The organism is Glycomyces sambucus, assembly GCF_900102815.1.
GTDB lineage: Bacteria > Actinomycetota > Actinomycetes > Mycobacteriales > Micromonosporaceae > Glycomyces > Glycomyces sambucus.
In genome coordinates, this window is record NZ_FNGF01000007.1 from 298,407 (window position 1) to 319,135 (window position 20,729).

The window sequence follows — 20,729 nt, forward strand, 5'->3', positions numbered from 1 at the left end:
CGACCGATCCCGGGGGCTGCGGGTCAATCCGTCAGGTACAGGCGCAGGACGCCGGTGCCGTCGCCGCCGTCGGAGCCGTGGGCCCACGCGAAGGCCGAGAGCGCCTGGGCGCCTTCGAAGTCCTCCGGGTAGGTCTCGGCGGCCGCGGCGAGGTCGACCCAAACGGCGACGGCGGACTGCTCGGGCGCGACGGCGGCGAAGTCGCTGAAGCGCGCGTCCTCGGCGAGGGTCCCGGACGCGGTCTCGCCGCCGGTGTAGGAGATCTCCGATCCCTCGGCGGTGACGCCCTCGGGGAGGGTGCCGCCCTCCTCGGCGACGAGTTCCTCCACGAGCGCCTGGAGGTCCGCGGCGCGGTCCTCGGCGAGTTCGGCCGACAGGATCACCGACTCGGGGTCGACGCCCTCTTCGGCGTCGAAGTCCCCGGCGAAGCTGAGGCTCGCGCCGGCGAGGAGGTCGGTGAACTCGGTGACCATGGCCTCGACCTCTTCGGGGGTGGGCCCGTAGTCGTAGTCGTCGACCCACGGGTCGTCGACGGTGCCGGCCATCCAGTAGCGCTCCTCGAGTTCGAGGTAGCGGGCCTCCTGGTCGGCGGTGAGGGTGCCACCGTAGTAGCCCTCCTGGAGTTCGAGGTACTCGGTGTACTCCTCGGCGGTCAGCGGGTCGCCCGCGGGTTCGGCGGGCTCGGCGTAGTCCTCGCCGCCGCCGTAGAGGTCGCCGTAGGCGCCGAGGGCGTCCTCGGCGAGCTCGGTCAGGTTCTCGGGGACGTACGCGGTGGCGGCGAAGTCGGCGGCCGGGAGCCCGCCCATGCCGGCGAGGAGGTCCTCGGAGCCGGTCCACGGGTCGTCCTCGCCGCCGAAGAGGCGGTAGGAGAGCTCGAAGCCGTCGTCGAACGCGGAGAAGCCGGCGACGAGCTGGCCGGAGTAGAACTGCGAGAACATCTCGGCGTCCTCGCCGGTGAGCTCGGCGAGTTCGGCGACGGCGTCCATGTCGACCCAGTAGACGGCGAGCTGGTCGCCGTCGAGCCAGGAGCGGGCCTCGTCGTAGCCGGAGGAGCCCGAGAGCGGGTCGGTGCCGGCCTCGCTCTCCGCGGCGTCGAGCGCGTCGGCCGCGCCCTCCTCGCCGACGACCATGAGGACGTGGTCGTCCTCGACGGTGTAGGCCATCTGGTCGTCGGTGGCGCCGGCGGCGGCGCGGATCTTCGCGAGGCCGTCCTCGGCCGCGCCCGCGTCGGTGCTGGCGAGGCTCACGACCGCGTACGGCCGGTCCTCGTACGTCCACATGGCGAGGCCGTGGCGGTTGCCGAGCCAGGAGGAGAGGTCCTGCTCGGCGTCGACGCCTTCGAGGCCGGACTCCTCGAGGAGGTCGGCCAGGATGTCGTCGGTGGAGTCGTAGTCGAGGTCGTCGAACTTGGAGAGGTGTTCGAGGAGCTTGGGGGTCTGGTCGAACGAGGGGTCGAGGTTGACCTCGAGGTACATGCTCGCCGAGGCGGGGAAGCTCTCGGCCGGGTCCGGCCCGCCCTTGAGGACGAACTTGAAGAGCACGACCGCGCCGACGGCGGCGATGAGCACCACCGAGAGGATCGCGGCCACGGCGACCTTCGCGCCGCGCCCGCCGCTGGGCGGGGGCGGCGGGACCGGGACGTACGCGCCCGGCGGCAGGTAGGGCGGCTGGCCGCCCGCGCCCTGCGGGGGCAGCGGGACGCCGGGCTCGACGTACGGCACCGGCTGCTGGGGCGCGGGCTGGTACGGAGGCGGCGGAGGCTGGTACTGGGGGCCGCTGGGCGGTCCCGGGTACTGCTGGGGGCTGGGGTTGCTCGACATCCTTCGACGCTACGGCGGGCGTGCAACGGCCGTATCCCGGGAACGTGCCAAACGGGCCGCGGAAGCGCGTCGCGGCGGATCGGCGCAGTAATGCGGCGCGGGTGCGCGGCGCGGTTCAGTGGCGCGGTTCAGTGGCACGGCCGGACGGCGCGGTCGTGTGGCGCGGGTGCGCGGCTCGCTGGAACCGCGCGGCCGAGCGCACGCGGGCGGCGCGGTGCGGCGCCGCGTCTCAGAACTCGAAGACCTGCCCGGGCCGGACCACGTCGACGGGGCCGGTGTACGCGGCCTTCGCCTCGGCGAGGGTCGACTCTCGGGAGTTCCACGGCTCGACCAGGTGGGTGAGCAGGAGGCGCCCGGCACCGGTCTTGGTGGCGTACTCCCCCGCCTCCTTCCCGGTGAGGTGGACGTCCTTCGGGTTGTCCCTGCCCTCCACGTACGACGCTTCGGCGAGGAACACGTCGCAGTGCGCGGCCAGCGACTCCAGGGCCTGGCAGGGGCCCGAGTCCGAGGTGTACGCGAGCGAGGAGCCGGCGTGCTCGACGCGGACGCCGTACGTCTCCACCGGGTGCGCGACCCGGTCGACCGTGACCGTGAGCGGGCCGAGCTCGAAGCCGCCGGGCCGCAGCTCGCGGAAGTCGTAGACGTCGCGCAGCGACGGGTGGCACAGCTCGCCCTGGCCGCCGTAGGCGGCGACGATGCGGTCGCCGACCCCGGTGGGCCCGTACATGGGGACCGGGTGCTTCGGGGCCTCGGGCGCGTAGCGGCGCATGACGGCGTAGCCGCAGGCGTCGAAGAAGTGGTCGGCGTGCAGGTGGGTGACGATCACCGCGTCGATGAGATGTGGGTCGACGTGCTTCTGGAGCTCACCGAGCGAACCGGTGCCGAAGTCGATCAGCAGCCGGAAGCCCCCTGCCTCGACCAGGTAGGCCGAGCAGGGCGTGTCGGGCGCGGGGAACGAGCCCGCGCATCCGATGACCGTGAGTTTCATGGCGAATCCACCTTGTCCAGTACGGCTGCGGCCGCGCTCGGGAACAGGTTCCCCAGGAACCTCCGGGAGGTCCTGGTGAACGCCTCCGGGTCCCCCGTGGCGAGGAACCGGTGCGCGGGCGGGTCGGACCTGGCGGTCAGCATGTCGTGCTCGGTGAGCACGCGGTAGAGTTCGCGGGCGCACTCGCTTGCGGAGTTCACCAGAGTCACGTCCTCTCCCATCACCAGTCCTATGAGTCCCGATAGCAGCGGATAGTGGGTGCAGCCCAACACGACTGTGTCGACGTCGGACTGCTGTAGCGGCTCAAGGTACCCCTGGGCGAGGCCCAGGAGCTGTCGGCCGGTTGTCACACCGCGTTCCACGAAATCCACGAACGCCGGGCAGGCGACCGCGGTCACCTCGACGTCCGGGACGGCGTTGAAGGCGTCCGGATACGCGCCCGAAGCGATCGTGGAGACCGTCCCGATCACGCCGACCCGGCCGGTGCGCGTCGTAGCGACGGCGCGGCGGACGGCGGGCCGGATGACCTCTACGACAGGGATGTCGTAGCGGTCGCGGATGTCGGCCAGGCTCGCCGCCGAGGCCGAGTTGCAGGCGATCACCAGCGCCTTGACCTCCTGTTGGACCAGGTGGTCGCAGACGTCGAGCGACAGCTTGCGGACCTCGGCGATGGACCTGGGACCGTACGGGACATGGGCGGTGTCGCCGACGTAGACGAGTCGCTCGGCCGGCAGCAGTTCGCTGATCGCCCGCGCGACGGTCAAACCTCCGACACCGGAGTCGAAGATCCCGATGGGCGCGTCGTTCATGGGCTCCGAGAGTACGTCCAAACGGCGGTGCGGCGCCCCTGTTGAGCACGGGAATGTCGCCAAAATGACAACGTGGCGATCACCACACTGACAGTGCGTGAAGCCCGTTTGTGTCGGACCCCGGGGCCAGGATCAGGAGTGCCGGCGCGGCCGGGGCCACCCACCCACTGGGTGGGTGCACTTTCCCACCCTGGGCGGGAGGTCTGCGCGCGGCGCGCTCGGGCCGGGGGCTCAGGCCAGGCGGAGCATCGCGAAGGCGGCCAGGAGCGTCACGGTGGAGGCCGCCATGAACATCCAGGGCACGCCCTTGAAGCGCACGGTCGCGAAGGCCATCATCGCCAGGAGCATCCCGACCACCCCCACGGAGATGAACGCGGGGGTGAACCAGTCCGGGCCCTCGCCGAAGATCTTGAACAGACCCACGATGGACGAGGCCACGCCCGCGAGGACGAGCACGAGCGCCCAGGCGGCGACCCCCGCGAGCCTGCGGAGGCGGATCGCCGGCTTCTCCGGCAGGCGCGGGCCCGAGATCGCGGCGCTCTCGACGTTGAGCGACAGCCCCTTGCGGGGCGTCGACTCCGGTTGCGGCGCAGCACCTTGGCGGGGAAGCCCGTTGGCCTTGCCGATGGTGAACGTGCGCTGGTCGCCGGTGGTCATCGCCCCAGGCTAGCAACCCACTGAGGACTTCTCGGGAGTGCACCCGAGCGGTGGGGCCCGCGCCTCCCCGCATGTCACACCCGCGGGGGACCCTTGTTCCGGGGGAGGCGGAAACGGCGCACCCGACCTCGGGGGGCGGAGCGGGGCGGAGAGAGGTAGAGAGAGGCGGGGAGGGGCGGAGTCGGCACGGGACCGCGAGCTGGGTCGGAAGCAGCGTCCGAGACGGGGTCCGAGGCAGGGTCCGAGACGGGGTCCAAAGCGGGGTCCGAGGGGAGCCCGCTACGGGAACCGGGGGGAACCGGGGCGATCACTGTTGCGCATGTGGGACGTGAGCCGTGAGCGGATGCGCACGGACCGAACTCGATTAGGCTGCGGCGATGCCGATTACCTTCGACGCCACCGGTCTCCAGCAGCTCGGACCGACGGCCTGGGCCAACCCCGGAAGCGACGACAAGATCGAGGTGAAGGTCGTCGAGGGACAGGCCTTCGAACCGTCCTGGATGCACGACCTCAACGCGCTGCGGCGCGGCTTCGCGGGCATGTACGGCGAGGCCGGGTGCCTGATCGAGTTGGAGCGCTACGACGTCGCCGGGGTGCCGGTGATCTACCAGGTGGTCAAGGTGCCGCACCCGGCGCTGCCCGCGGGGCAGGTGTTCATGGCGATCTACACGGTGCCGAAGACGCCGGTGTACGCCCAGTTGATCTACGCCGCCGCCGAATCGGGCATGACCGGCCTGCGCGAGGCGACCCTCATGGCGCAGCTCGGGATGCCGACCGACTGGTCGATGCCGCACCCGTTCGACCCGAACCTGCGCTCCCGCCTGCCGTTCCACCGCGGTGACGACCCGGCCTTCGACCGCCAGTTCCCCGACCACCCGCTCTCCCGGGCCCGCGCCTGGGCCGGCCACATCGGACGCACCATGCGCATCGACCCCGTCTTCGCGGCCCAAGCCACCCTCGGCTGAGCCCCGCTGTCACACCCCCGCGGCACCCTTGGAACCGGGGGATCTCATAGCGGACACTCCCGACCTCGTGATCCGCACGGCCGCAGCACTGTCACACCGCTGGGGCACCTTTGAACCGGGGGCGATCGCGCACCGGCACTCCCGACCTCGTGATCCGCAAGCACCCCAAGCCGAAAGGGGCCGGGCCCGCGCGAAGCGCGGGCCCGGCCCCTTCGTTCGTTGCGCCGTCGGCCGTGCCGCGGCTAGGCCCACACCTGGCCGTCGAGGGCGTCGACCGCGTCGTCCAGGACGTCGGAGTACGCGCCGGTCGACAGGTACTTCCAGCCGCCGTCGGCCACCAGCAGGGCGATGTCCGCGCTGCGCCCGGCCTTCGCGGCCTCCTTCGCCAGCGCGAGCCCCGCGTGCAGCACCGCGCCGGTCGACAGGCCCACGAACAGGCCCTCCTCGGAGAGCACTTCGCGGGTGCGCCGCAGCGCGTCCTCGGTGCCCACCGAGAGGCGCCGGTCGAGGACCTTTTCGTCGTACAGCTCGGGCACGAAGCCCTCGTCGAGGTTCCGCAGCCCGTAGACGAGCTCGCCGTAGCGGGGCTCGGCGGCGACGATCTGGACGCCGGGCGCGTGCTCGCGCAGGTAGCGCCCGACCCCCATGAGGGTCGCGGTCGTGCCGAGGCCGGCCACGAAGTGCGTGACCTCGGGCAGGTCGCGCAGCAGCTCGGGTCCGGTGCCCTCGTAGTGCGCGGCGGCGTTGGCCGGGTTCGCGTACTGGTTGAGCATGACCCAGTCGGGCCGCTCGGCGGCCATCGCGCGGGCCTTGGCGACCGCGGCGTTGGAGCCGCCGGCGGCCGGGGAGAACACGATCTCGGCGCCGAAGGCCCCGAGGAGCTGGCGGCGTTCGAGGGACGTGTTCTCGGGCATGACCGCGACGAGCTTGTAGCCCTTGCGGCGCGCGATCATGGCCACGGCGATGCCGGTGTTGCCCGAGGTCGGCTCGAGGATGGTCGCGCCGGGGTGGAGGAGGCCGTCGCGTTCGGCGGCCTCGATCATCTTGGCGGCGACGCGGTCCTTGACCGAGCCGGTCGGGTTGGCGCCCTCGAGCTTGGCCCACAGCCGCACCTCGGGTGAGGGCGACAGCCGCGGCAGTCCGACCAGCGGCGTGTCGCCCACGGTCGCGGTGATGTCGTCGAAGCGAGCCACGGCGGTTCCTCCGTCTTTACATGCCGCCCGCGACCGCGGGCAGGATGGTCACGGAGTCGCCGTCGGACAGCTTGGCCTCGAGGCCGCCGATGAAGCGGACGTCCTCGTCGTTGATGTAGACGTTCACGAAGCGGTGCAGGGCCCCCTCCTCGGTCACCACGCGGGCCTTGAGACCGGTGTGGCGGGTGTCGAGGTCGGTGAAGAGCTCGCCGACGGTCTCGCCCTCGCCGGTCACGACCTTCTCGTTCTTGGTGTGCGGGCGCAGGATGGTGGGGATGCGGACTTCGATGGACATGCGGGTTTCCTTTACTGTTCGAGCCGCCGCGGGGCCGCTCTTCGTGTCTGGCGCGGTGTCTTGAGAGCGCAGCCGATCGCTGCGGGGACCGGTGCCGCCCGGGGGCGGCGGCTCAGTGACAGTCGTAGACCGTGGAGTCGGGGGTGTGCGCGAACTTGTAGCTCTGCACGGCCTCGGGGGCACCGGTGACCTCGATGGGCTCCTCGGTGATGACGCCCTCGGCGATGCGGAAGGACCGGACCTCGGCGGTCTCGGGGTCCTTGGTCGTCACGAGGACGTAGTGGGCGCCGGGCAGTCCGAGCTGGGAGGCGATGCCGGCGTCGGAGCGCGACGGGTACGCCTCGGTGTGGGTGTGGGAGTGGTAGGCCACGACGACTTCCTCGTCGTTGTCCCACATCCGGTCGTACTCGCGCTTCCACTCCTCGGAGTCGAACTCGTAGAAGGTGGTGGAGCGGGCAGCGTTGGTCATCGGGATGTGCCTTTCCGGCGCTCCCGTGCCCTCGGGGCCGGCGATGAGGCCGCACGCCTCGTCGGGATGGTCCGCGCGGGCGTGCGCGACCATCGCTTCGACCAGCTCATGCGCGATCCGCAACACGTCAGCAAGCGTACACGCGGTGACCCTTGCGCTCCAGCCCTCGTTCAGAGCGTGAGACGAAGCTCGCGACCTGGGCGGGGAGGGAATAAGGAGGCGGGCGGAGGGGTGCGCGAGCGGTGCTCGCGCACGGGCCCGGGGCCGGTGCGGGTGCATTACGCTCACCCCTATGTCCGTCACGCTGCCGCGCACGCCCCTGTACACCGACCACTACGAGTACACGATGCTGGAGGCCGCCCTCCGGGACGGGACCGCCGAGCTGCCGTGCGTGTTCGAGGTGTTCGGGCGCCGCCTGCCGACCGGCCGCCGCTACGGCGTCGTGGCCGGGATCGGCCGCCTGTCGGAGGCGATCGAGCGCTTCCGCTTCGAGGACGACGACCTGGAGGACCTGACCTCCCGGGGGGTCGTGAAGGAGTCGACGGCCGAGTGGCTGTCGGGCTACCGGTTCAAGGGCGACATCGACGTGTACCCCGAGGGCGAGCTGTACTTCCCGGGCTCGCCGATCGTCACGGTGACCGGGACGTTCGCCGAGTGCGTGCTGCTGGAGACGCTGACACTGTCGATCCTCAACCACGACAGCGCGATCGCGAGCGCGGCGGCGCGCATGGTGACGGCGGCGCGGGGCCGGCCGATCCTGGAGATGGGGTCGCGGCGCACGCACGAGGCGGCGGCGATCGCGGCCTCGCGGGCGGCGTACCTGGCGGGGTTCGCGGCGACGTCGAACCTGGAGGCGGGGCGCCGGTACGGGGTGCCGACCTCGGGGACGAGCGCCCACGCGTTCACGCTGCTGCACGCCTCGGAGACGGCGGCGTTCCAGGCGCAGATCGACGCGTTCGGCACCGACACGACGCTCTTGGTGGACACGTACGACATCTCGCAGGGGATCCGGAACGCGGTGGCGGTGGCGGGGCCGCGGCTGCGGTCGATCCGGATCGACTCGGGCGACCTGGACGTCATGGCGACGATGGCGCGGGAGCTGTTGGACGAGCTGGGCGCGAAGGACACGAAGATCGTGGTGTCCGGGGACCTGGACGAGTACTCGATCGCGGCGCTGGCGGCGGCGCCGGTGGACATCTACGGCGCGGGGACCGCGGTCGTGGTGGGGTCGGGGGCGCCGACGGCGCAGCTGGTCTACAAGCTCGTCGAGGTGGAGGGCCGGGCGGTCGCGAAGCGCTCGGAGCACAAGGGCACCAACGGGGGCCGCAAGATCGCGGTGCGCCGGCACAAGCCGACGGGCACCGCGGTGGAGGAGGTCGTGGTGTCGCAGGGGGAGCCGGAGTCGCAGCCGGGCGACCGGGTCCTGCAGGCGCCGCTGTTCCGCGGCGGGGAGCTGGTGGAGCAGCCGTCGCTGGAGGAGTCGCGGGAGCTGCTGCGCCAGCGGTTGATCTCGATCCCTTGGGAGGGGCTGAAACTGTCGCCCGGCGACCCGGCGATCCCGGTGGTGCAGCAGCGCGGGGGCGAATAGTTCCTTTTGCGTCCCACCGGGTCCGGTGGGTCGCGTGACCGTCGCGCCGCTCCTGTTACACCGTGGCCTGCGCTTCCGGGATACGATGCGGTTGCCCCCTGTCCGTGTTCCCCCCGCGACGTTCCCGCGATCCTCCGAAAGGAACCGCCCCAATGGTCTTCAGCAAGCTCAAAGCCATTCTCGGTAGTGGCATCCAAGTCGACACGCTCCTGCACGAGAAGCACGTCGTCCCCGGCGGGACCCTCAAGGGCGAGGTGCGGATCTCCGGCGCCGAAGTGGACGCCTCGGTCGAGAGCGTCGAGATCGAGTTCACCGCCCTGGTCGAGGACGACAGCAAGGGCGAGGACGCCGCCGGCGCGGTCCACGACTACTTCCGGGCCGAGGTGTCGGGCAAGTTCGACCTCGCCAAGGGCACGGCCCACCCGATCGCGTTCGAGGTCCAGGTGCCCTGGGAGACCCCGTTCAACAACGTCGAGGTGCGCCCGCTCGTCGGGGGCATGAAGCTCGGCGTCTCGACGCACCTCGCGCTGGACCAGGCCCTGGACAAGGGCGACCTGGACTGGCTGACGGTGGAGGCGCTGCCGGTCCACAAGGCGGTGTGGGAGGCGCTGGAGTCGCTGGGCTTCGCGTTCCAGGAGACGGACCTGGAGCTCGGGACGATCCAAGGGGCGACGGTGCCGTTCTACCAGGAGGTCGAGTTCTGGGCGACCGAGGGCGAGTTCCACGAGCGCATCCGCGAGCTGGAGGTCGTGTTCGTGGTCGGCGAGGCGAACACCGACGTGGTGTTCGCGGCGGACAACTCCGCGGAGCTGCTGGCCCCGGACCTGAACTCGACGGTCCGCTTCTCGATCCCGACGGCGACCGTCGACGCGGTCGAGACGGTCAAGGCGCAGCTGACGCAGTTGGCGGCCCAGAAGGGCGTGTAAGCCCGGTTCACGACGTCCGGAGGGCGGTTCCGCGAGTGCTCGCGGGGCCGCCCTTCCGCGTGTCCGGGAAACGCTCGGGGACCCGGGCTTGCGCATCTCTACGTATACGTATAGTCTATACGTATATCAAGGACGCCCCCTGGAAGGAGGTTAAGATGCCGCTATGCCCAACAAGACGATCTACGTCTCCGACAGCGACCTGCCGATCTACAACCGGGCGCAGGAGCTCGCGGGAGGCAACCTCTCGAAGGCCATCTCGATGGCGCTCCGGCGCTACGTCGACGCCGAGGAGGGGCGCCTGGAGGGCTACAAGGAGATCACCGTCCACGTCGGCCCGGGCACCGGCCGCAACCGCCAGCGCCAGCGCTTCACCGGCGTCAAGCTCGGCGAATGGGTCTGGTCGAACGAGAAGAAGGCCGAGATCTACCGGGTCTACCGGGCGCGGTCGGGCAAGTTCGTCGTGCACGTCGAGAAGACGCCCGACTACGTCCACACCGCGCAGGAGACGGGCCTGAAGAAGCTCCTCGGCATCGGCGAGCAGGTGTTCGCCTCCAACACCGGGGACTCCACCCTCGAGGTGGTCGACACCCTCGACGAGTTGAAGTCGAAGATCCCGGAGGCCCTGTACGAGATGGTCGCCGCCACCGCGGAGGCGCCGCCCGTGCTGGACCTCGACATCTGAGCGGCATGAACCGCTAAGCACCGCAAGGCTCCCGGGCCCGCAGGCCCGATTCCGAACTCGTACCGGTCGGGGCGGAGCCCTGCCCTCCGACCGTCCACATTAGACATTCATTGGAACTTGGGACTCGGCCAGACATGAGACTGCGAATCGGACCCGTGCCCGACCTCGGGATGCTCCTCACCCTCTACCCGCCGCCCGCCGCGCTGACAGCGCCCGACGACGCCCGTCAGGGCGGTGTCAGCACCGTGTCAGCGGCGGCCGCCACAGTACTGACATGCCCGGAGCGCAGCGCCGCACCGGAACCGGAACACCAGGAAGACCCCCGAAAGAAGGAATCATGACCGTCAAACCCCTGGCCATCGAGGCCCGGAACCTCACCAAGTCCTACGGGAAGACCGAAGTCCTCAAGGGCATCGACATCGAGGTCCCCGAAGGCACGATCTTCTCCCTGCTCGGCCCCAACGGCGCCGGCAAGACCACCACGGTGAACATCCTGTCGACCCTCCTGCCGGCCTCCGGCGGCCAGGGGATCGTCGGCGGCCACGACGTCGCCCGCGACGCCGACGCGGTCCGCGGCATCATCGGGGTCACCGGCCAGTTCGCCGCCGTCGACGGCCTCCTCAACGGCCGCGAGAACCTCCAGCTCATGGGGCGCCTCAACCACCTCGGCAAGCAGGAGACCAAGCGCCGCACCGAGGACCTGCTGGAGCGCTTCGACCTGGTCGAGGCGTCCAAGCGGCCCCTGTCGACCTACTCCGGCGGCATGAAGCGCCGCCTCGACATCGCGATGTGCCTCATGGGCGACCCGCAGATCATCTTCCTCGACGAGCCCACCACGGGCCTGGACCCGCGCAGCCGCCGCACCATGTGGGCGATCATCCGCGACCTCGTCAAGGCCGGCACCACGATCTTCCTCACCACCCAGTACCTGGAGGAGGCCGACGAGCTCGCCGACCGCATCGCGGTCCTCGACGGCGGCAAGATCGTCGCCGAGGGCACGCCCGAGCAGCTCAAGCGGCTCATCCCCGGCGGCCACGTGAGCCTGCGCCTGCACCGCGCCGACCAGGTCGAGCACGCCGCCCGGGCCCTGGCGGCCGGCTCGTTCGACGCCGACCAGCTCACCGTGCAGGTCCCGTCCGACGCCTCGGTCGACTCCCTGCGCAAGATCCTCGACACGCTCGACCGCGAGCGCATCGAAGTGGACGAGTTCACCGTCCACACCCCCGACCTCGACGACGTCTTCCTGTCCCTCACGGGCCAGGGCAAGAACGAGTGAGCACCGCACTCCTCCACCGCACTCCTCCGCCCGAACCCGAAGCGCCAGAAAGAAGTACGACGATGAGCTCCCTTGCCTACACCTTCTCCGACACCGGCACCATGCTGCGCCGCCAGCTCAAGCACATGCTCCGCTACCCGTCCCTGACGATCATGCTCGTGGGCATGCCCGTGGTCCTGCTCCTGCTGTTCGTCTACGTCTTCGGCGGGACCCTCGGCAACGGCCTCGGCGGCGTGTCCGGCGGCCGCGACGCCTACCTGTTCTACGTGACGCCCGGCATCCTGATCTCCTCGATCGCCGCCGTCGTCCAGGGCACCGCGATCGGCGTCGCCATGGACATGACCGAAGGCATCATCGACCGGTTCCGCACCATGAAGATCGCCCGGGTCTCCGTCCTCACCGGACACGTCCTCGGCTCCATGATCCAGGTCTTCCTCTGCACCGCCGCGGTCCTCGGCGTCGCCGTCGCCATCGGCTACCGCCCCGAGGCGTCCGGCCTCGACTGGCTCGCCCTGGTCGGCGTCATCGCCCTCATCGCCTTCGGCCTGATCTGGCTCACCGTCGCCCTGGGCATCTCCGCCGACTCGGTCGAGACCGCCTCGAACACGCCGATGTTCCTGATCCTGCTGCCGTTCCTCGGCTCGGGCTTCGTGCCGACCGACTCGATGCCGACCGCGGTCCGCTACTTCGCCGAGTACCAGCCCTTCACCCCGTTCATCGAGGTCACCCGCAGCCTCCTCTCCGGCACCGCCGTCGAGGGCAAGGAACTGGCCCTGACGATCGCCTGGTCGCTGGCGCTGGCCCTCCTGGGCTACGTCATCGCCAAGAAGAAGTTCAACAAGCGCTAGAGCGCTTGGCAACACCGAGAACCAGGAAGCACACCCCGATCACGGGCGGACCGCAACGGCGGTCCGCCCGTGACTCGTATGCGGGCGAAGGGATCAGGTCTCACAGCGAGCGGGGACGGGGGAACCGCGCGCAGTCCGGGTCCTTGGCCGACCAGCCCGGGAACTCCTTGAGCCACCGCTCGGCCTTGAACTTCAGGTAGGGCCAGGCCATCGGCTCCAGGTCGGTGGCCGAGGCGGTCCAGCGCAGGAACGGGATGAACAGGTCCCGCACCGCCTCCACCACCGGGTCGTCGGGCTCGTACTTCGCCGGCAGCCACCGCTCCAGGAACACGTACGCCCGGGTCGGACTCACCTTGGGGCCGTTGATCCCGTGGAACCAGCACAGCTCCCGGATCGCCTCGAAGTGCCTGGCCTCCAGCAGGAGCTGCCCGAGCATGTGGTTGAGGAAGCCCGACGCGAACAGCGACAGCTCGTCGTCGGACGGCTGGCGGACCTCCTGGGGCTCGATGCGCGGGAACCGCCGCAGGCGGGCCCGCCACAGCTCGCGCAGCATGAGGAACCGCGGCGCCAGGCGCCGCGCGTCGCCCTCCACGCAGAAGATGTCCCAGTCGTCCAGGGACCGCCTCGTGCCCGTGTACAGCTCCGCGGGATCGGCCTCGACCGGCACGAACAGCCGGTCGAGGCTCTTGGCGTTGCGGGTCCGGTGCAGCTCCAGCAGCCGGTCCAGGTCGCCGGTCGCGTCGCAGTCGACGACCATGTCGAAGTGGTACTCCGAGTAGTCGACCGTGTAGGACAGGGCCTGGTCGCCGCTGGGGGCGTGGAACGAGGCGAAGAAGGTGAGCTGGTCGCCGTACACGTCGCCGGCCTTCCAGCACTCCCCCGGCTTCATCTCCTCGCCGTGCCACGACGGCGGCGGGACCCCAAGCCGCCCAAGGCGCTCAAGGGCCTTCGCGGCGGCGCGGCGCCCCCCGGGGGCGTCGGCCAGCTCGGTCATCGCCGCGAGCATCGCGGCCGAGAACGGCTCCGGGCGGCCGAGGTAGTACTGGACGAAGACCATCTCCAGCTCCGCCAGCGACACCCCTTGGACCTCGGGCATGGTGGCCCGGGTCCACATGTTGCCGAGGAACCCCGAGCAGGAGGTCTCCACCGCGAGGCGGTTCTCCGGGTCGGGCTTCTCGTCGTCGGGGTAGTCGCCGAGGATCCTGAACCACTCCTCGCGGTGTTCCTCAGTGAGCGCCATGGGCATCGCCTCGATTCAGCCGGACGTCCGGAGCTGCCGAGTATCGCAGCAGGGACGTTCCGTAGTCAACCGCCAACGCAGCGCCTCCCGCCTCACGCGACCAGCCCGGAGCGGAACGCCCGGGCCACCGCTTGAGCGCGGTCGCGCGCGCCGAGCTTGTTGTACATGCGCTTGGCGTGGGTCTTGACGGTGTCCTCCGAGACGTGCAGGCGCTGCCCGATCTCGGCGTTCGTCAGACCCTCGCACATGGCCCACAGGACCTCCAGCTCCCGGTTGCTCAGCAGGGAGCCGTTGCGGCCTGGCCGCTGGCGCGGCAGCGCGTCCTTGGCCTCCGCCGCTGCGCGGCAGGCGAACTGGAACGCCTGGGTGAACGCGACGAGGAGCGCGTCGCCGCCAGCCGCGGGGGCGCGCAGGACGCCGCGGGCGCCGGCCGCGACGACCATCGCGGCGATGCGCGGGTCGGCGTCGCCGCACATGAACAGCGCGGTCTGCGGAAAGCGGGAGCGGAGGTTCTGGGCGAAGATCACCGGGTTGGGCGCGGCGAGCTTGAAATCGATGACGGCGGTCTGGACGAGGCGCTGCCGCAGCTCGACCAGCAGGGCCGCGGCGCAGTCGACGGTCCTGATCGCCAGCGACTGCCCCATGCGGGACGCGCTGGCTGAGATCGCCCTTGCCGCTTGCACGGTTTGGACGCAGACAACCATGGTGGTCATGGCGTTCTCTCTTTCGATGATGAATGCATCGCACTGCCGGCGGGGGCAGCACGACCGGTGGGAATCGGTGGGATCGCAGGTGGGCGGAATGGAGCGGGTGTTGGATTAACGAGGCTCAGGCGTGCGAGTTACGCCATTCGGGGGACATGGCGTGGCGAATAGTGAACAACCTGCTACCGGACCGGGTGACACGAAACGGCCGGTGCCGCTGGGAGGGTGAAGATCCGCAGAGATGCCGGGGAGTTCGAGCGCGACGTGCGGGCGCGCGATGCCATACGGCCGTTGCGGACACGGAAGAGGGGCCGGTCGATCCGTGCGGATCGGCCGGCCCCTCGGTGCCGTGGACGGTGCGGATTCAGTAGCGCCACCACAGGAAGCGGCGCTCGTAGCGGACGACGACCCTCCCGTAGCGGCTGGTCCCGGTGAGGTGGACCGTCGGCCCGTCGGTGACCCGCGAGCACTTGTTCACGACCGCGCCGCCGAGCAGCTCCACGCCGTCGTCCACCGCGGAGGCGTGCCGCGGGAGGACCAGGGTGAGGCGCGAGTGGGTGAGGTCGACGTCGAGTGCGACGTCGTCGCCGGTGAACACGGCCTCGCGGCAGTCGAGCTTGATGCCGCTGTGCTTCTGCTTCGTGGTGATGCGGGCCGGGACGGTCCAGGCGCCCTCGCGCTTGACCTGGCTGTGCACCGGGTTGAGCACGAGGTCCGGCGTGTTCGCGGCGGCCCTGGGGCGCTTGGGGACCGCGAGGGCGCGGTCGTCCTCGGGGAGGTCGGCGAGGAGGCGTTCGACGTCGGCGAAGGTCTTCGCCTCGTAGACGCGGGTGGAGCGCTCGGCGAACTCCTCCAGGTCGAGGCGGCCCTCCTCGGTGGCGGCGTGGAGCCGGGCGACGAGGGCTTCCCGGTCGGCGTTGGAGAGGCGGATGTTCGGGTCTGGTATGGGCATTCGCGGTGTACCTTCTGCTCGTTTCCAGCTCGAACATACCGGGTCCCGGCGCCGCGTCAACCCTGCTCTCCCGGCGGAGCGGTCAGCCCGCCGCGAGGAACGCGCGCAGGCGCGCCCCGACGCCCTCGGCGTCGAGCCCGTGCAGGCGCTCGTGGTCGGCGGCGGTGCCGTACCGCCGCAGCTCCTCGCGGCCCACGCCGACCGACAGCAGCCGGTGGGGGCGGTCGGCGAGGGCGCCCGACACGATCGCGGCCGAGGTGCCCTCCAGGTAGGGCTCGACCACGGCCACGGTGTTCCCGGTGCGCGCGGCGAGGTCGCGCAGGCCCGCGGTGTCGAGCGGGCGGGGCGTGTTCGTGTAGGCCACGGTGACGTCGAGGCCGGCGGTCGCGGCGAGCACGTTGTCGAGGAGCGGGCCGACCGCGACGACGGTCGCGCGGGAGCCCTCGCGCAGGACGTCGAGTGAGCCGTCGCGGGTGCCGTGCGGTTCGGCGTTGTGCCGCAGGGAGAGTCGCAGGTAGGCGCTCTCGTCCGAGGCCACGGCGCGGTCGAGGAGGGCCGGGACCTCGGCGGCGTGGCCGGGGACGAACACGCGCCAGCCGGGGAGCGTGTCGAACAGGGCCACGTCCCGCGGGCTGAAGTGCGTGGAGCTGCCCTCGGCCCAGTCGTAGGAGGCGCCGACGCTCACCAGGACGCCGCTGGTGCCCTGGTGCCCGAAGTCGAGCTTGACCTGCTCGAAGGCGCGCTCGACCAGGAACGGCGCGTAGGTGTGGGCGATGGGCCGCAGCCCGGCGAGGGCGAGGCCGCCCGCGGCGCCGACCAGGAGCTGCTCGCGGATGCCGACGTTGACGACCCGCTGCGGGTGCGCGGCGGCGGCGTCCTCGAACAGGTCGGTGGAGATCTCGGCGAGGACCACCGCGAGGCGCGGGTCGGCGTCGAGGAGCGCGGTGGCGCGGGCGGCGAACGCCTCGCGCATGGTGATCGTGTCGGTGTCGGCAGTGGTGCCGGTGGGGGTGGCGGTCACGGTGGTCTCCTGCGGAAGTCGTTGCGGTTCAGAGTGAAAGGGCGCGGTTCAGTGCGGGTCGGTGACGGCCGACGCGACGGTGACGTGCGGCCGGCCGGGGTGCGGCGCCGTGTAGGACCGGTGGAGGGCGTCGTGGTCGGCGGCGGCGGCCTCGGCGGTGCTCCAGCCGTTGACGGCGAAGCGGGAGGCGATGCCGCCGGGCCAGCCGATGGTGCCGGAGGCGTTGTCGACCACGATCACGTCGAGGTTCGACAGGCCGACGGCGCCGGCGTACTGGATCGCCTCGTGGTTGGACCCCTCGTCGAGTTCGGCGTCGCCGACCAGGACGAACACGCGGGCGTCGGTGATCCCGGTGGCGCGCAGGCCGAGCGCGGTGCCGACGGCGAGCGGCAGGCCGTGGCCGAGGGAGCCGGAGGAGATCTCGGCACCGGGGACGAGCGTGGCGTCGGGGTGGGCGCCCAGGCGCGAGCCGGCGGCGGCGATGCCGTCGAGCCAGTCGGCCGGGAAGAAGCCCTTCGCGGCGAGCACCGCGTAGTAGGCGCTGGGGCCGTGGCCCTTCGAGAGGAGGAACCGGTCGCGGCCCGGGTCGTCGGGGTGGGCCGGGTCGATGCGCAGGACCCGGTCGTAGAGGACCCAGATCGGGTCGAGCGTGTAGGTCTTCACGGCGGGGTAGCGGACGTCGGCGACCGAGCGCCGGGCCAGGTCGACGGTCTGCTCGTATGTGGCGGTCATGCCGAGCATCATTAAACTTGAAGTCGACTTGAAGTAAAGAGGGAAGTGGGCTGTGACACAAGGAGGGGCTTCGTGGTCGAGCATGATCCGCACGCGGTGCTGACGATCGGCGACTTCGCGGCGCGGGCGGGGCTGGCGACCTCGGCGGTGCGGTACTACGAGTCGCTGGGGCTGGTCAGCTCGGTGCGCACGGGCGGGAACCAGCGGCGGTACCGGCGCGCGGAGCTGCGCCGGGTGGCGTTCATCCGGGCGGCGCGGTCGGTGGGCCTGTCACTGGACGAGGTGAAGGCGGCCCTCGGGAGGCTCCCGGACGGTCGGGTCCCGGACCGGGCCGACTGGACGCGGCTCTCGGGCGAGTGGCGGGAGCGGATCGAGCGGCAGATCGCGGCGCTGCGGGAGTTGCAGGAGGACCTGGACGGGTGCGTCGGCTGCGGGTGCCTCTCGATCGACAAGTGCTCGATCTACAACCGCGAGGACAAGGTCGCGGCGCGGGGCGCGGGGCCGCAGCTGGGGTTCAAGCCGTTCTGATGGTGCTCTGAATCTGCCAGAGCGGATGTCGGGCCCCGCTGCGGCGCAACTGTTGCGCCGCAGCGGGGCCCGGTGGAATCGATGTGGTCGGGAGGAGCGGGTCGGGCCGCCCCGGCCACCGGTCGTCAGCCGTGGCAGCAGAACTCGTTGCCCTCGGGGTCGGCCATGAGGATCCACTTGGCGCCGTCCTCGTCGTACGCGCCGAGGCGGGTCGCGCCGAGCGATTCGAGGCGGTCGGCCTCGGCCTCGTAGGCGTCCGGACCGTAGTGCAGGTCCAGGTGCAGGCGGTTCTTGACGGTCTTCGGCTCGGGAACGGTCTGGAAGAGCAGCCGCATGCCCTTGCCGACGCCGGAGTGCGGGTCGAACGGGGCGTCGGGGTCGCGGACCGCCGCGGCGGTCCTCCAGCCCTTGCGCCCGTGGACGTCGACCGTGAGGTCCTCGGTGACGACCCCGTTCTCCAGGAGGGTCGCGATGAGCGCCGAGTGGTCCTCGACCTCGTACCCCATCGCTCCGGCCCAGAAGTCGGCGAGCCGGTGCGGATCGGCGCAGTCGATGCAGATCTTGAATTTGACGGCCATGCCCCGATCGTAGGCCCGGGGTCCGACATCCGCCCCGGCTTCGCCCGTCCCGCGCCCGCGGGACGGGCGCCGGGCCTCAGACGTGGTCGCGCCAGGAGTGCTTCGGGTCGTAGCCGAGGAGCCTGCGGGCCTTGTCGATCGAGAGCAGCGTCTCGTGGCCCGAGACGGGGCGCTTGAGCTCCAGGTCGGGGTAGTGGGCCGCGACGAGGTCGACGGTGGGCGTGGACATGACGGTGTCCGGGGAGGCGATCACGAAGACCTCCTTGCCGGTGCCCTCGCGTTCGAGCCCGAGGCGGATCGCCAGCGCGCCGTCGCGGGCGTCGATGTAGGACCAGAGGTTCCAGCTGCGCAGGCCGGGGTCGGCCTCGAAGGAGGGGAAGTCCGCGTAGTCCTCGGGGTACATGACGTTGGAGAAGCGCAGGCCGGTCGCCTTGAGGTCGGGGCTCCAGCGGCAGAACTGGTCGACCATGGCCTCTTCCATGGTCTTGACCAGGGAGTACGTGGACTCGGGGCGCGGGGCGTACTCCTCGTCGACGGGGAGGTACGGGGGCGGGGTCTCGAAGGGGAGGCCGAGGACGGTCTCGCTGGAGGCCCACACGATGTTGGTGATCCCGGCGAGGCGGGCGGCGGCGAACACGTGGTAGCTGGTGAGCATGTTGTTGCGGAAGACCGCGGAGTTCGGCTGGAGGCCGGGGGCGGGGACGGCGGCGAGGTGGACGAGGGCGTCGAAGCCGTCGAAGCGGTCGTCGATGCGGGTCAGGGCCTCGACGGCCTGGCCGTAGTCGGTGAAGTCGACCTGGGAGTAGGGGACGGCGGCGGGGTCGGGCGAGGGGCGCCGGTCGAGGTTGACGACCTCCCAGCCGTGCTCGACCAGGTCCCTCACGCAGGCCCTGCCGAGCTTGCCGCTGCCTCCGGTGACCGCCACGCGCGCCATCGCGCCTCCCCCTTCGTCGGTGTGAACGCTCGCAGCCTACGTCCTGGAGTGCACTCCATGGCAACCCCGCAGGTCACGGGCGGTGGTTTTCGTGGCAGGATCGGGCGGTGGCCCCTCCTTCGCTGCGCCTGGGCGCGCACACCGTGATCGCCCTCGCCGACGGCGAGGGCCCGTTCTTCTCCCCCAGGGCGGAGGCGTTCCCCGACGCGGGCGCGGCGCAGTGGGCGGACGCGGACGCGTTCGACCCGGGCGCGGTGGACGGCGAGGGGCGGTGGGTGCTGTCGTTCCGGGCGTTCGCGGTGCGGTCGGACGCGGGCGTGACGCTCGTGGACGCGGGGATCGGCCCGGCCGACAGCCCGGCGGCGGCGTGGGCGCCGGTGCCGGGGCGGCTGCCGGAGGAGCTGGCGGCGGCGGGGATCGACCCCGCCGAAGTGTCCAATGTGGTGCTGACGCATCTGCACACGGACCACGTGGGGTGGGCGGTGGTCGGCGCGGACCGGCGGCCGTACTTCCCGAACGCCGAATACCTGTTGCAGCGCAAGGAGGTCGACGCGATCGACGCGATCAACCCGGGGCTGCGGGAGGGGTTGGTCGACCCGCTGCGGCGGGACGGGCGGCTGCGGCTGCTCGACGGCGACGCGGCGCTGCGGACCGGCGAGCGCGTGGTGGCGACGCCGGGGCACACGCCCGGGCACCAGAGCGTGCTCGTCGCGTCCGGGCGCGAGGTCGCGGCGGTGACCGGGGACCTGCTGGTGCACGCGATCCAGCTGCGGTACCCGGAGCTGGCCTACGCGCACGAGATGGACCCGGAGGAGGCCCGGCGCTCGCGGGAGCGGATCCTCGGCGTCGAGGCCGCGACCACGCTGCACCTGGCGACCCCGCACCTGACGGAGCCGTTCGTCTCGGCGTGAGCGGGGCCGGAGCGCCTGCCGGCCGTATCCCGGCGTCGCAGGGGACGGCTCCTGAGGCACAGTAGGGCCATGCCTTCACACGAGCCGATGTCGTTCCGTCTCGAGACGGAGCGGCTGACGATGCGGCCGTGGGCCGAGTCGGACGCCGCCGCACTCCAGGCCCTGCACACCGAGCGCGGCGAAGGGACGCCGCCGCTGGAGCGGACCCGCGAGATCATCGCGCGCGGCCAGGCCACCGCGGCCGCGAACGGGATCGCGCTCCTGCCGATCCGCCGCCGGGAGCAAGGCGACTTCATCGGCTACTGCGGCCTGCTCGTCGGCCGAGCCACCCTCGAGGAGCCCGAGATCGCCTACGAGCTGTTCAAGCGTGTGCACGGCAACGGCTACGCCACCGAGGCGGCCCGCGCGGTCCTCGACGCCGCGGCCGCGACAGGCCGCACGCGGCTCTGGTCGACCGTCCGCAGCTGGAACACCGCGTCCTTCCGGGTGCTCGACAAGATCGGCTTCGAACGCCACCGCACCACCACCGACGACCGCGGCGACCTGGTGTGGCTCACCCGGACGCTGCCCTGAGCCGAGTGCCACCGGCGCGGCCCCGCATGTCACCGCGCGT

23 protein-coding genes are annotated in these 20,729 nt (G+C 71.3%); 9 read left to right on the top strand and 14 right to left on the bottom strand.

The annotated features are described in order from the left end of the window. Positions 1 to 23: 23 nt before the first annotated feature. The 4 genes from BLS99_RS21675 to BLS99_RS21690 form a co-directional block, all read right to left on the bottom strand. Complete coding sequence (locus tag BLS99_RS21675; RefSeq protein ID WP_143034901.1) at positions 24 to 1,820, bottom strand: hypothetical protein; 1,797 nt, start codon at positions 1,818 to 1,820, stop codon at positions 24 to 26. A gap of 229 nt (positions 1,821 to 2,049) precedes the next feature. Beyond that, positions 2,050 to 2,808 (bottom strand): MBL fold metallo-hydrolase, encoded by a 759-nt coding sequence (locus tag BLS99_RS21680; protein ID WP_091053801.1) that lies wholly within the window; start codon positions 2,806 to 2,808, stop codon positions 2,050 to 2,052. Then, positions 2,805 to 3,617, bottom strand: a complete 813-nt coding sequence (gene murI / locus BLS99_RS21685; RefSeq protein WP_091053802.1) for a glutamate racemase — start codon at positions 3,615 to 3,617, stop codon at positions 2,805 to 2,807. The genes BLS99_RS21680 and murI overlap by 4 nt, the downstream gene beginning before the upstream one ends. 231 nt (positions 3,618 to 3,848) lie before the next feature. Then, on the bottom strand, positions 3,849 to 4,274 hold the full coding sequence (locus BLS99_RS21690) for a hypothetical protein (RefSeq protein WP_091053803.1): 426 nt from the start codon (positions 4,272 to 4,274) through the stop codon (positions 3,849 to 3,851). A 377-nt stretch (positions 4,275 to 4,651) separates the two neighbouring features. Between BLS99_RS21690 and BLS99_RS21695 the strand changes: the two genes are divergently transcribed. Continuing rightward, positions 4,652 to 5,239 (top strand): hypothetical protein, encoded by a 588-nt coding sequence (locus BLS99_RS21695; RefSeq protein ID WP_091053804.1) that lies wholly within the window; start codon positions 4,652 to 4,654, stop codon positions 5,237 to 5,239. A gap of 242 nt (positions 5,240 to 5,481) precedes the next feature. On the opposite strand, the gene BLS99_RS21700 is transcribed toward BLS99_RS21695, so the two are convergent. The 3 genes from BLS99_RS21700 to BLS99_RS21710 form a co-directional block, all read right to left on the bottom strand. Next, positions 5,482 to 6,432: a PLP-dependent cysteine synthase family protein gene (locus BLS99_RS21700; RefSeq protein WP_091053805.1), complete on the bottom strand. Its 951-nt coding sequence runs from the start codon at positions 6,430 to 6,432 to the stop codon at positions 5,482 to 5,484. A gap of 16 nt (positions 6,433 to 6,448) precedes the next feature. Next, positions 6,449 to 6,727, bottom strand: a complete 279-nt coding sequence (locus BLS99_RS21705) for a MoaD family protein (RefSeq protein WP_091053806.1) — start codon at positions 6,725 to 6,727, stop codon at positions 6,449 to 6,451. Positions 6,728 to 6,839: 112 nt separating this feature from the next. After that, positions 6,840 to 7,322, bottom strand: a complete 483-nt coding sequence (locus BLS99_RS21710) for a M67 family metallopeptidase (protein WP_281243625.1) — start codon at positions 7,320 to 7,322, stop codon at positions 6,840 to 6,842. A 166-nt stretch (positions 7,323 to 7,488) separates the two neighbouring features. Here BLS99_RS21710 and BLS99_RS21715 point away from each other — a divergent pair, with 166 nt between their 5' ends. From BLS99_RS21715 to BLS99_RS21735, 5 genes are all read left to right on the top strand, one after another. Further along, positions 7,489 to 8,784 carry a nicotinate phosphoribosyltransferase gene (locus BLS99_RS21715; RefSeq protein WP_091053807.1) on the top strand — a complete coding sequence of 432 codons (1,296 nt, stop codon included), beginning with the start codon at positions 7,489 to 7,491 and terminating at the stop codon, positions 8,782 to 8,784. 152 nt (positions 8,785 to 8,936) lie between these two features. Beyond that, positions 8,937 to 9,710 carry a sporulation protein gene (locus BLS99_RS21720; RefSeq protein WP_091053808.1) on the top strand — a complete coding sequence of 258 codons (774 nt, stop codon included), beginning with the start codon at positions 8,937 to 8,939 and terminating at the stop codon, positions 9,708 to 9,710. A 163-nt stretch (positions 9,711 to 9,873) separates the two neighbouring features. Further along, positions 9,874 to 10,392 carry an EXLDI protein gene (locus BLS99_RS21725; protein ID WP_091053809.1) on the top strand — a complete coding sequence of 173 codons (519 nt, stop codon included), beginning with the start codon at positions 9,874 to 9,876 and terminating at the stop codon, positions 10,390 to 10,392. A gap of 337 nt (positions 10,393 to 10,729) precedes the next feature. Continuing rightward, entirely contained in the window at positions 10,730 to 11,668 is a 939-nt protein-coding gene (locus tag BLS99_RS21730) for an ATP-binding cassette domain-containing protein (RefSeq protein WP_091053810.1), read from the top strand. Between the two features lie 62 nt (positions 11,669 to 11,730). Next, on the top strand, positions 11,731 to 12,516 hold the full coding sequence (locus tag BLS99_RS21735) for an ABC transporter permease (RefSeq protein ID WP_091053811.1): 786 nt from the start codon (positions 11,731 to 11,733) through the stop codon (positions 12,514 to 12,516). A gap of 100 nt (positions 12,517 to 12,616) precedes the next feature. On the opposite strand, the gene BLS99_RS21740 is transcribed toward BLS99_RS21735, so the two are convergent. The 5 genes from BLS99_RS21740 to BLS99_RS21760 all read right to left on the bottom strand — a co-directional run bounded on the left by BLS99_RS21740 (position 12,617) and on the right by BLS99_RS21760 (position 17,165). Continuing rightward, positions 12,617 to 13,756 (bottom strand): hypothetical protein, encoded by a 1,140-nt coding sequence (locus BLS99_RS21740; RefSeq protein WP_091053812.1) that lies wholly within the window; start codon positions 13,754 to 13,756, stop codon positions 12,617 to 12,619. Between the two features lie 92 nt (positions 13,757 to 13,848). Then, positions 13,849 to 14,400, bottom strand: coding sequence for a helix-turn-helix transcriptional regulator (locus BLS99_RS27700; protein ID WP_342761289.1), 552 nt, complete (start codon positions 14,398 to 14,400; stop codon positions 13,849 to 13,851). 424 nt (positions 14,401 to 14,824) lie between these two features. Next, a complete protein-coding gene (locus BLS99_RS21750; RefSeq protein ID WP_091053813.1) occupies positions 14,825 to 15,412 on the bottom strand; it encodes a DUF1707 SHOCT-like domain-containing protein in 588 nt (195 codons plus the stop codon). Between the two features lie 82 nt (positions 15,413 to 15,494). Beyond that, complete coding sequence (locus tag BLS99_RS21755; protein WP_091053853.1) at positions 15,495 to 16,385, bottom strand: transketolase C-terminal domain-containing protein; 891 nt, start codon at positions 16,383 to 16,385, stop codon at positions 15,495 to 15,497. Positions 16,386 to 16,481: 96 nt separating this feature from the next. After that, complete coding sequence (locus BLS99_RS21760; protein ID WP_091053854.1) at positions 16,482 to 17,165, bottom strand: transketolase; 684 nt, start codon at positions 17,163 to 17,165, stop codon at positions 16,482 to 16,484. Positions 17,166 to 17,237: 72 nt separating this feature from the next. Between BLS99_RS21760 and soxR the strand changes: the two genes are divergently transcribed. Further along, positions 17,238 to 17,693, top strand: a complete 456-nt coding sequence (soxR, locus tag BLS99_RS21765; RefSeq protein WP_218126773.1) for a redox-sensitive transcriptional activator SoxR — start codon at positions 17,238 to 17,240, stop codon at positions 17,691 to 17,693. A gap of 125 nt (positions 17,694 to 17,818) precedes the next feature. Here the strand turns inward: soxR and BLS99_RS21770 are convergent, their stop codons facing one another. Next, a complete protein-coding gene (locus BLS99_RS21770; RefSeq protein ID WP_091053814.1) occupies positions 17,819 to 18,271 on the bottom strand; it encodes a VOC family protein in 453 nt (150 codons plus the stop codon). 76 nt (positions 18,272 to 18,347) lie between these two features. Then, a complete protein-coding gene (locus BLS99_RS21775; protein WP_091053815.1) occupies positions 18,348 to 19,205 on the bottom strand; it encodes an NAD-dependent epimerase/dehydratase family protein in 858 nt (285 codons plus the stop codon). 107 nt (positions 19,206 to 19,312) lie between these two features. Here BLS99_RS21775 and BLS99_RS21780 point away from each other — a divergent pair, with 107 nt between their 5' ends. Both BLS99_RS21780 and BLS99_RS21785 read left to right on the top strand, forming a co-directional pair. Further along, on the top strand, positions 19,313 to 20,116 hold the full coding sequence (locus BLS99_RS21780; RefSeq protein ID WP_091053816.1) for an MBL fold metallo-hydrolase: 804 nt from the start codon (positions 19,313 to 19,315) through the stop codon (positions 20,114 to 20,116). 69 nt (positions 20,117 to 20,185) lie between these two features. Further along, positions 20,186 to 20,689, top strand: coding sequence for a GNAT family N-acetyltransferase (locus BLS99_RS21785; RefSeq protein ID WP_091053817.1), 504 nt, complete (start codon positions 20,186 to 20,188; stop codon positions 20,687 to 20,689). The last annotated feature ends 40 nt before the right edge of the window (positions 20,690 to 20,729 follow it).

What these genes read in the sequence shown, in the direction of transcription:
- BLS99_RS21675 (WP_143034901.1), bottom strand. Translation starts at nt 1,820, where the DNA reads ATGTCGAGCAACCCCAGCCCCCAGCAGTACCCGGGACCGCCCAGCGGC.
- BLS99_RS21680 (WP_091053801.1), bottom strand. Translation starts at nt 2,808, where the DNA reads ATGAAACTCACGGTCATCGGATGCGCGGGCTCGTTCCCCGCGCCCGAC.
- murI (WP_091053802.1), bottom strand. Translation starts at nt 3,617, where the DNA reads ATGAACGACGCGCCCATCGGGATCTTCGACTCCGGTGTCGGAGGTTTG.
- BLS99_RS21690 (WP_091053803.1), bottom strand. Translation starts at nt 4,274, where the DNA reads ATGACCACCGGCGACCAGCGCACGTTCACCATCGGCAAGGCCAACGGG.
- BLS99_RS21695 (WP_091053804.1), top strand. Translation starts at nt 4,652, where the DNA reads ATGCCGATTACCTTCGACGCCACCGGTCTCCAGCAGCTCGGACCGACG.
- BLS99_RS21705 (WP_091053806.1), bottom strand. Translation starts at nt 6,727, where the DNA reads ATGTCCATCGAAGTCCGCATCCCCACCATCCTGCGCCCGCACACCAAG.
- BLS99_RS21715 (WP_091053807.1), top strand. Translation starts at nt 7,489, where the DNA reads ATGTCCGTCACGCTGCCGCGCACGCCCCTGTACACCGACCACTACGAG.
- BLS99_RS21720 (WP_091053808.1), top strand. Translation starts at nt 8,937, where the DNA reads ATGGTCTTCAGCAAGCTCAAAGCCATTCTCGGTAGTGGCATCCAAGTC.
- BLS99_RS21725 (WP_091053809.1), top strand. Translation starts at nt 9,874, where the DNA reads ATGCCCAACAAGACGATCTACGTCTCCGACAGCGACCTGCCGATCTAC.
- BLS99_RS21730 (WP_091053810.1), top strand. Translation starts at nt 10,730, where the DNA reads ATGACCGTCAAACCCCTGGCCATCGAGGCCCGGAACCTCACCAAGTCC.
- BLS99_RS21735 (WP_091053811.1), top strand. Translation starts at nt 11,731, where the DNA reads ATGAGCTCCCTTGCCTACACCTTCTCCGACACCGGCACCATGCTGCGC.
- BLS99_RS21740 (WP_091053812.1), bottom strand. Translation starts at nt 13,756, where the DNA reads ATGGCGCTCACTGAGGAACACCGCGAGGAGTGGTTCAGGATCCTCGGC.
- BLS99_RS27700 (WP_342761289.1), bottom strand. Translation starts at nt 14,400, where the DNA reads ATGGGGCAGTCGCTGGCGATCAGGACCGTCGACTGCGCCGCGGCCCTG.
- BLS99_RS21750 (WP_091053813.1), bottom strand. Translation starts at nt 15,412, where the DNA reads ATGCCCATACCAGACCCGAACATCCGCCTCTCCAACGCCGACCGGGAA.
- BLS99_RS21755 (WP_091053853.1), bottom strand. Translation starts at nt 16,385, where the DNA reads ATGCGCGAGGCGTTCGCCGCCCGCGCCACCGCGCTCCTCGACGCCGAC.
- BLS99_RS21760 (WP_091053854.1), bottom strand. Translation starts at nt 17,165, where the DNA reads ATGACCGCCACATACGAGCAGACCGTCGACCTGGCCCGGCGCTCGGTC.
- BLS99_RS21770 (WP_091053814.1), bottom strand. Translation starts at nt 18,271, where the DNA reads ATGGCCGTCAAATTCAAGATCTGCATCGACTGCGCCGATCCGCACCGG.
- BLS99_RS21775 (WP_091053815.1), bottom strand. Translation starts at nt 19,205, where the DNA reads ATGGCGCGCGTGGCGGTCACCGGAGGCAGCGGCAAGCTCGGCAGGGCC.
- BLS99_RS21785 (WP_091053817.1), top strand. Translation starts at nt 20,186, where the DNA reads ATGCCTTCACACGAGCCGATGTCGTTCCGTCTCGAGACGGAGCGGCTG.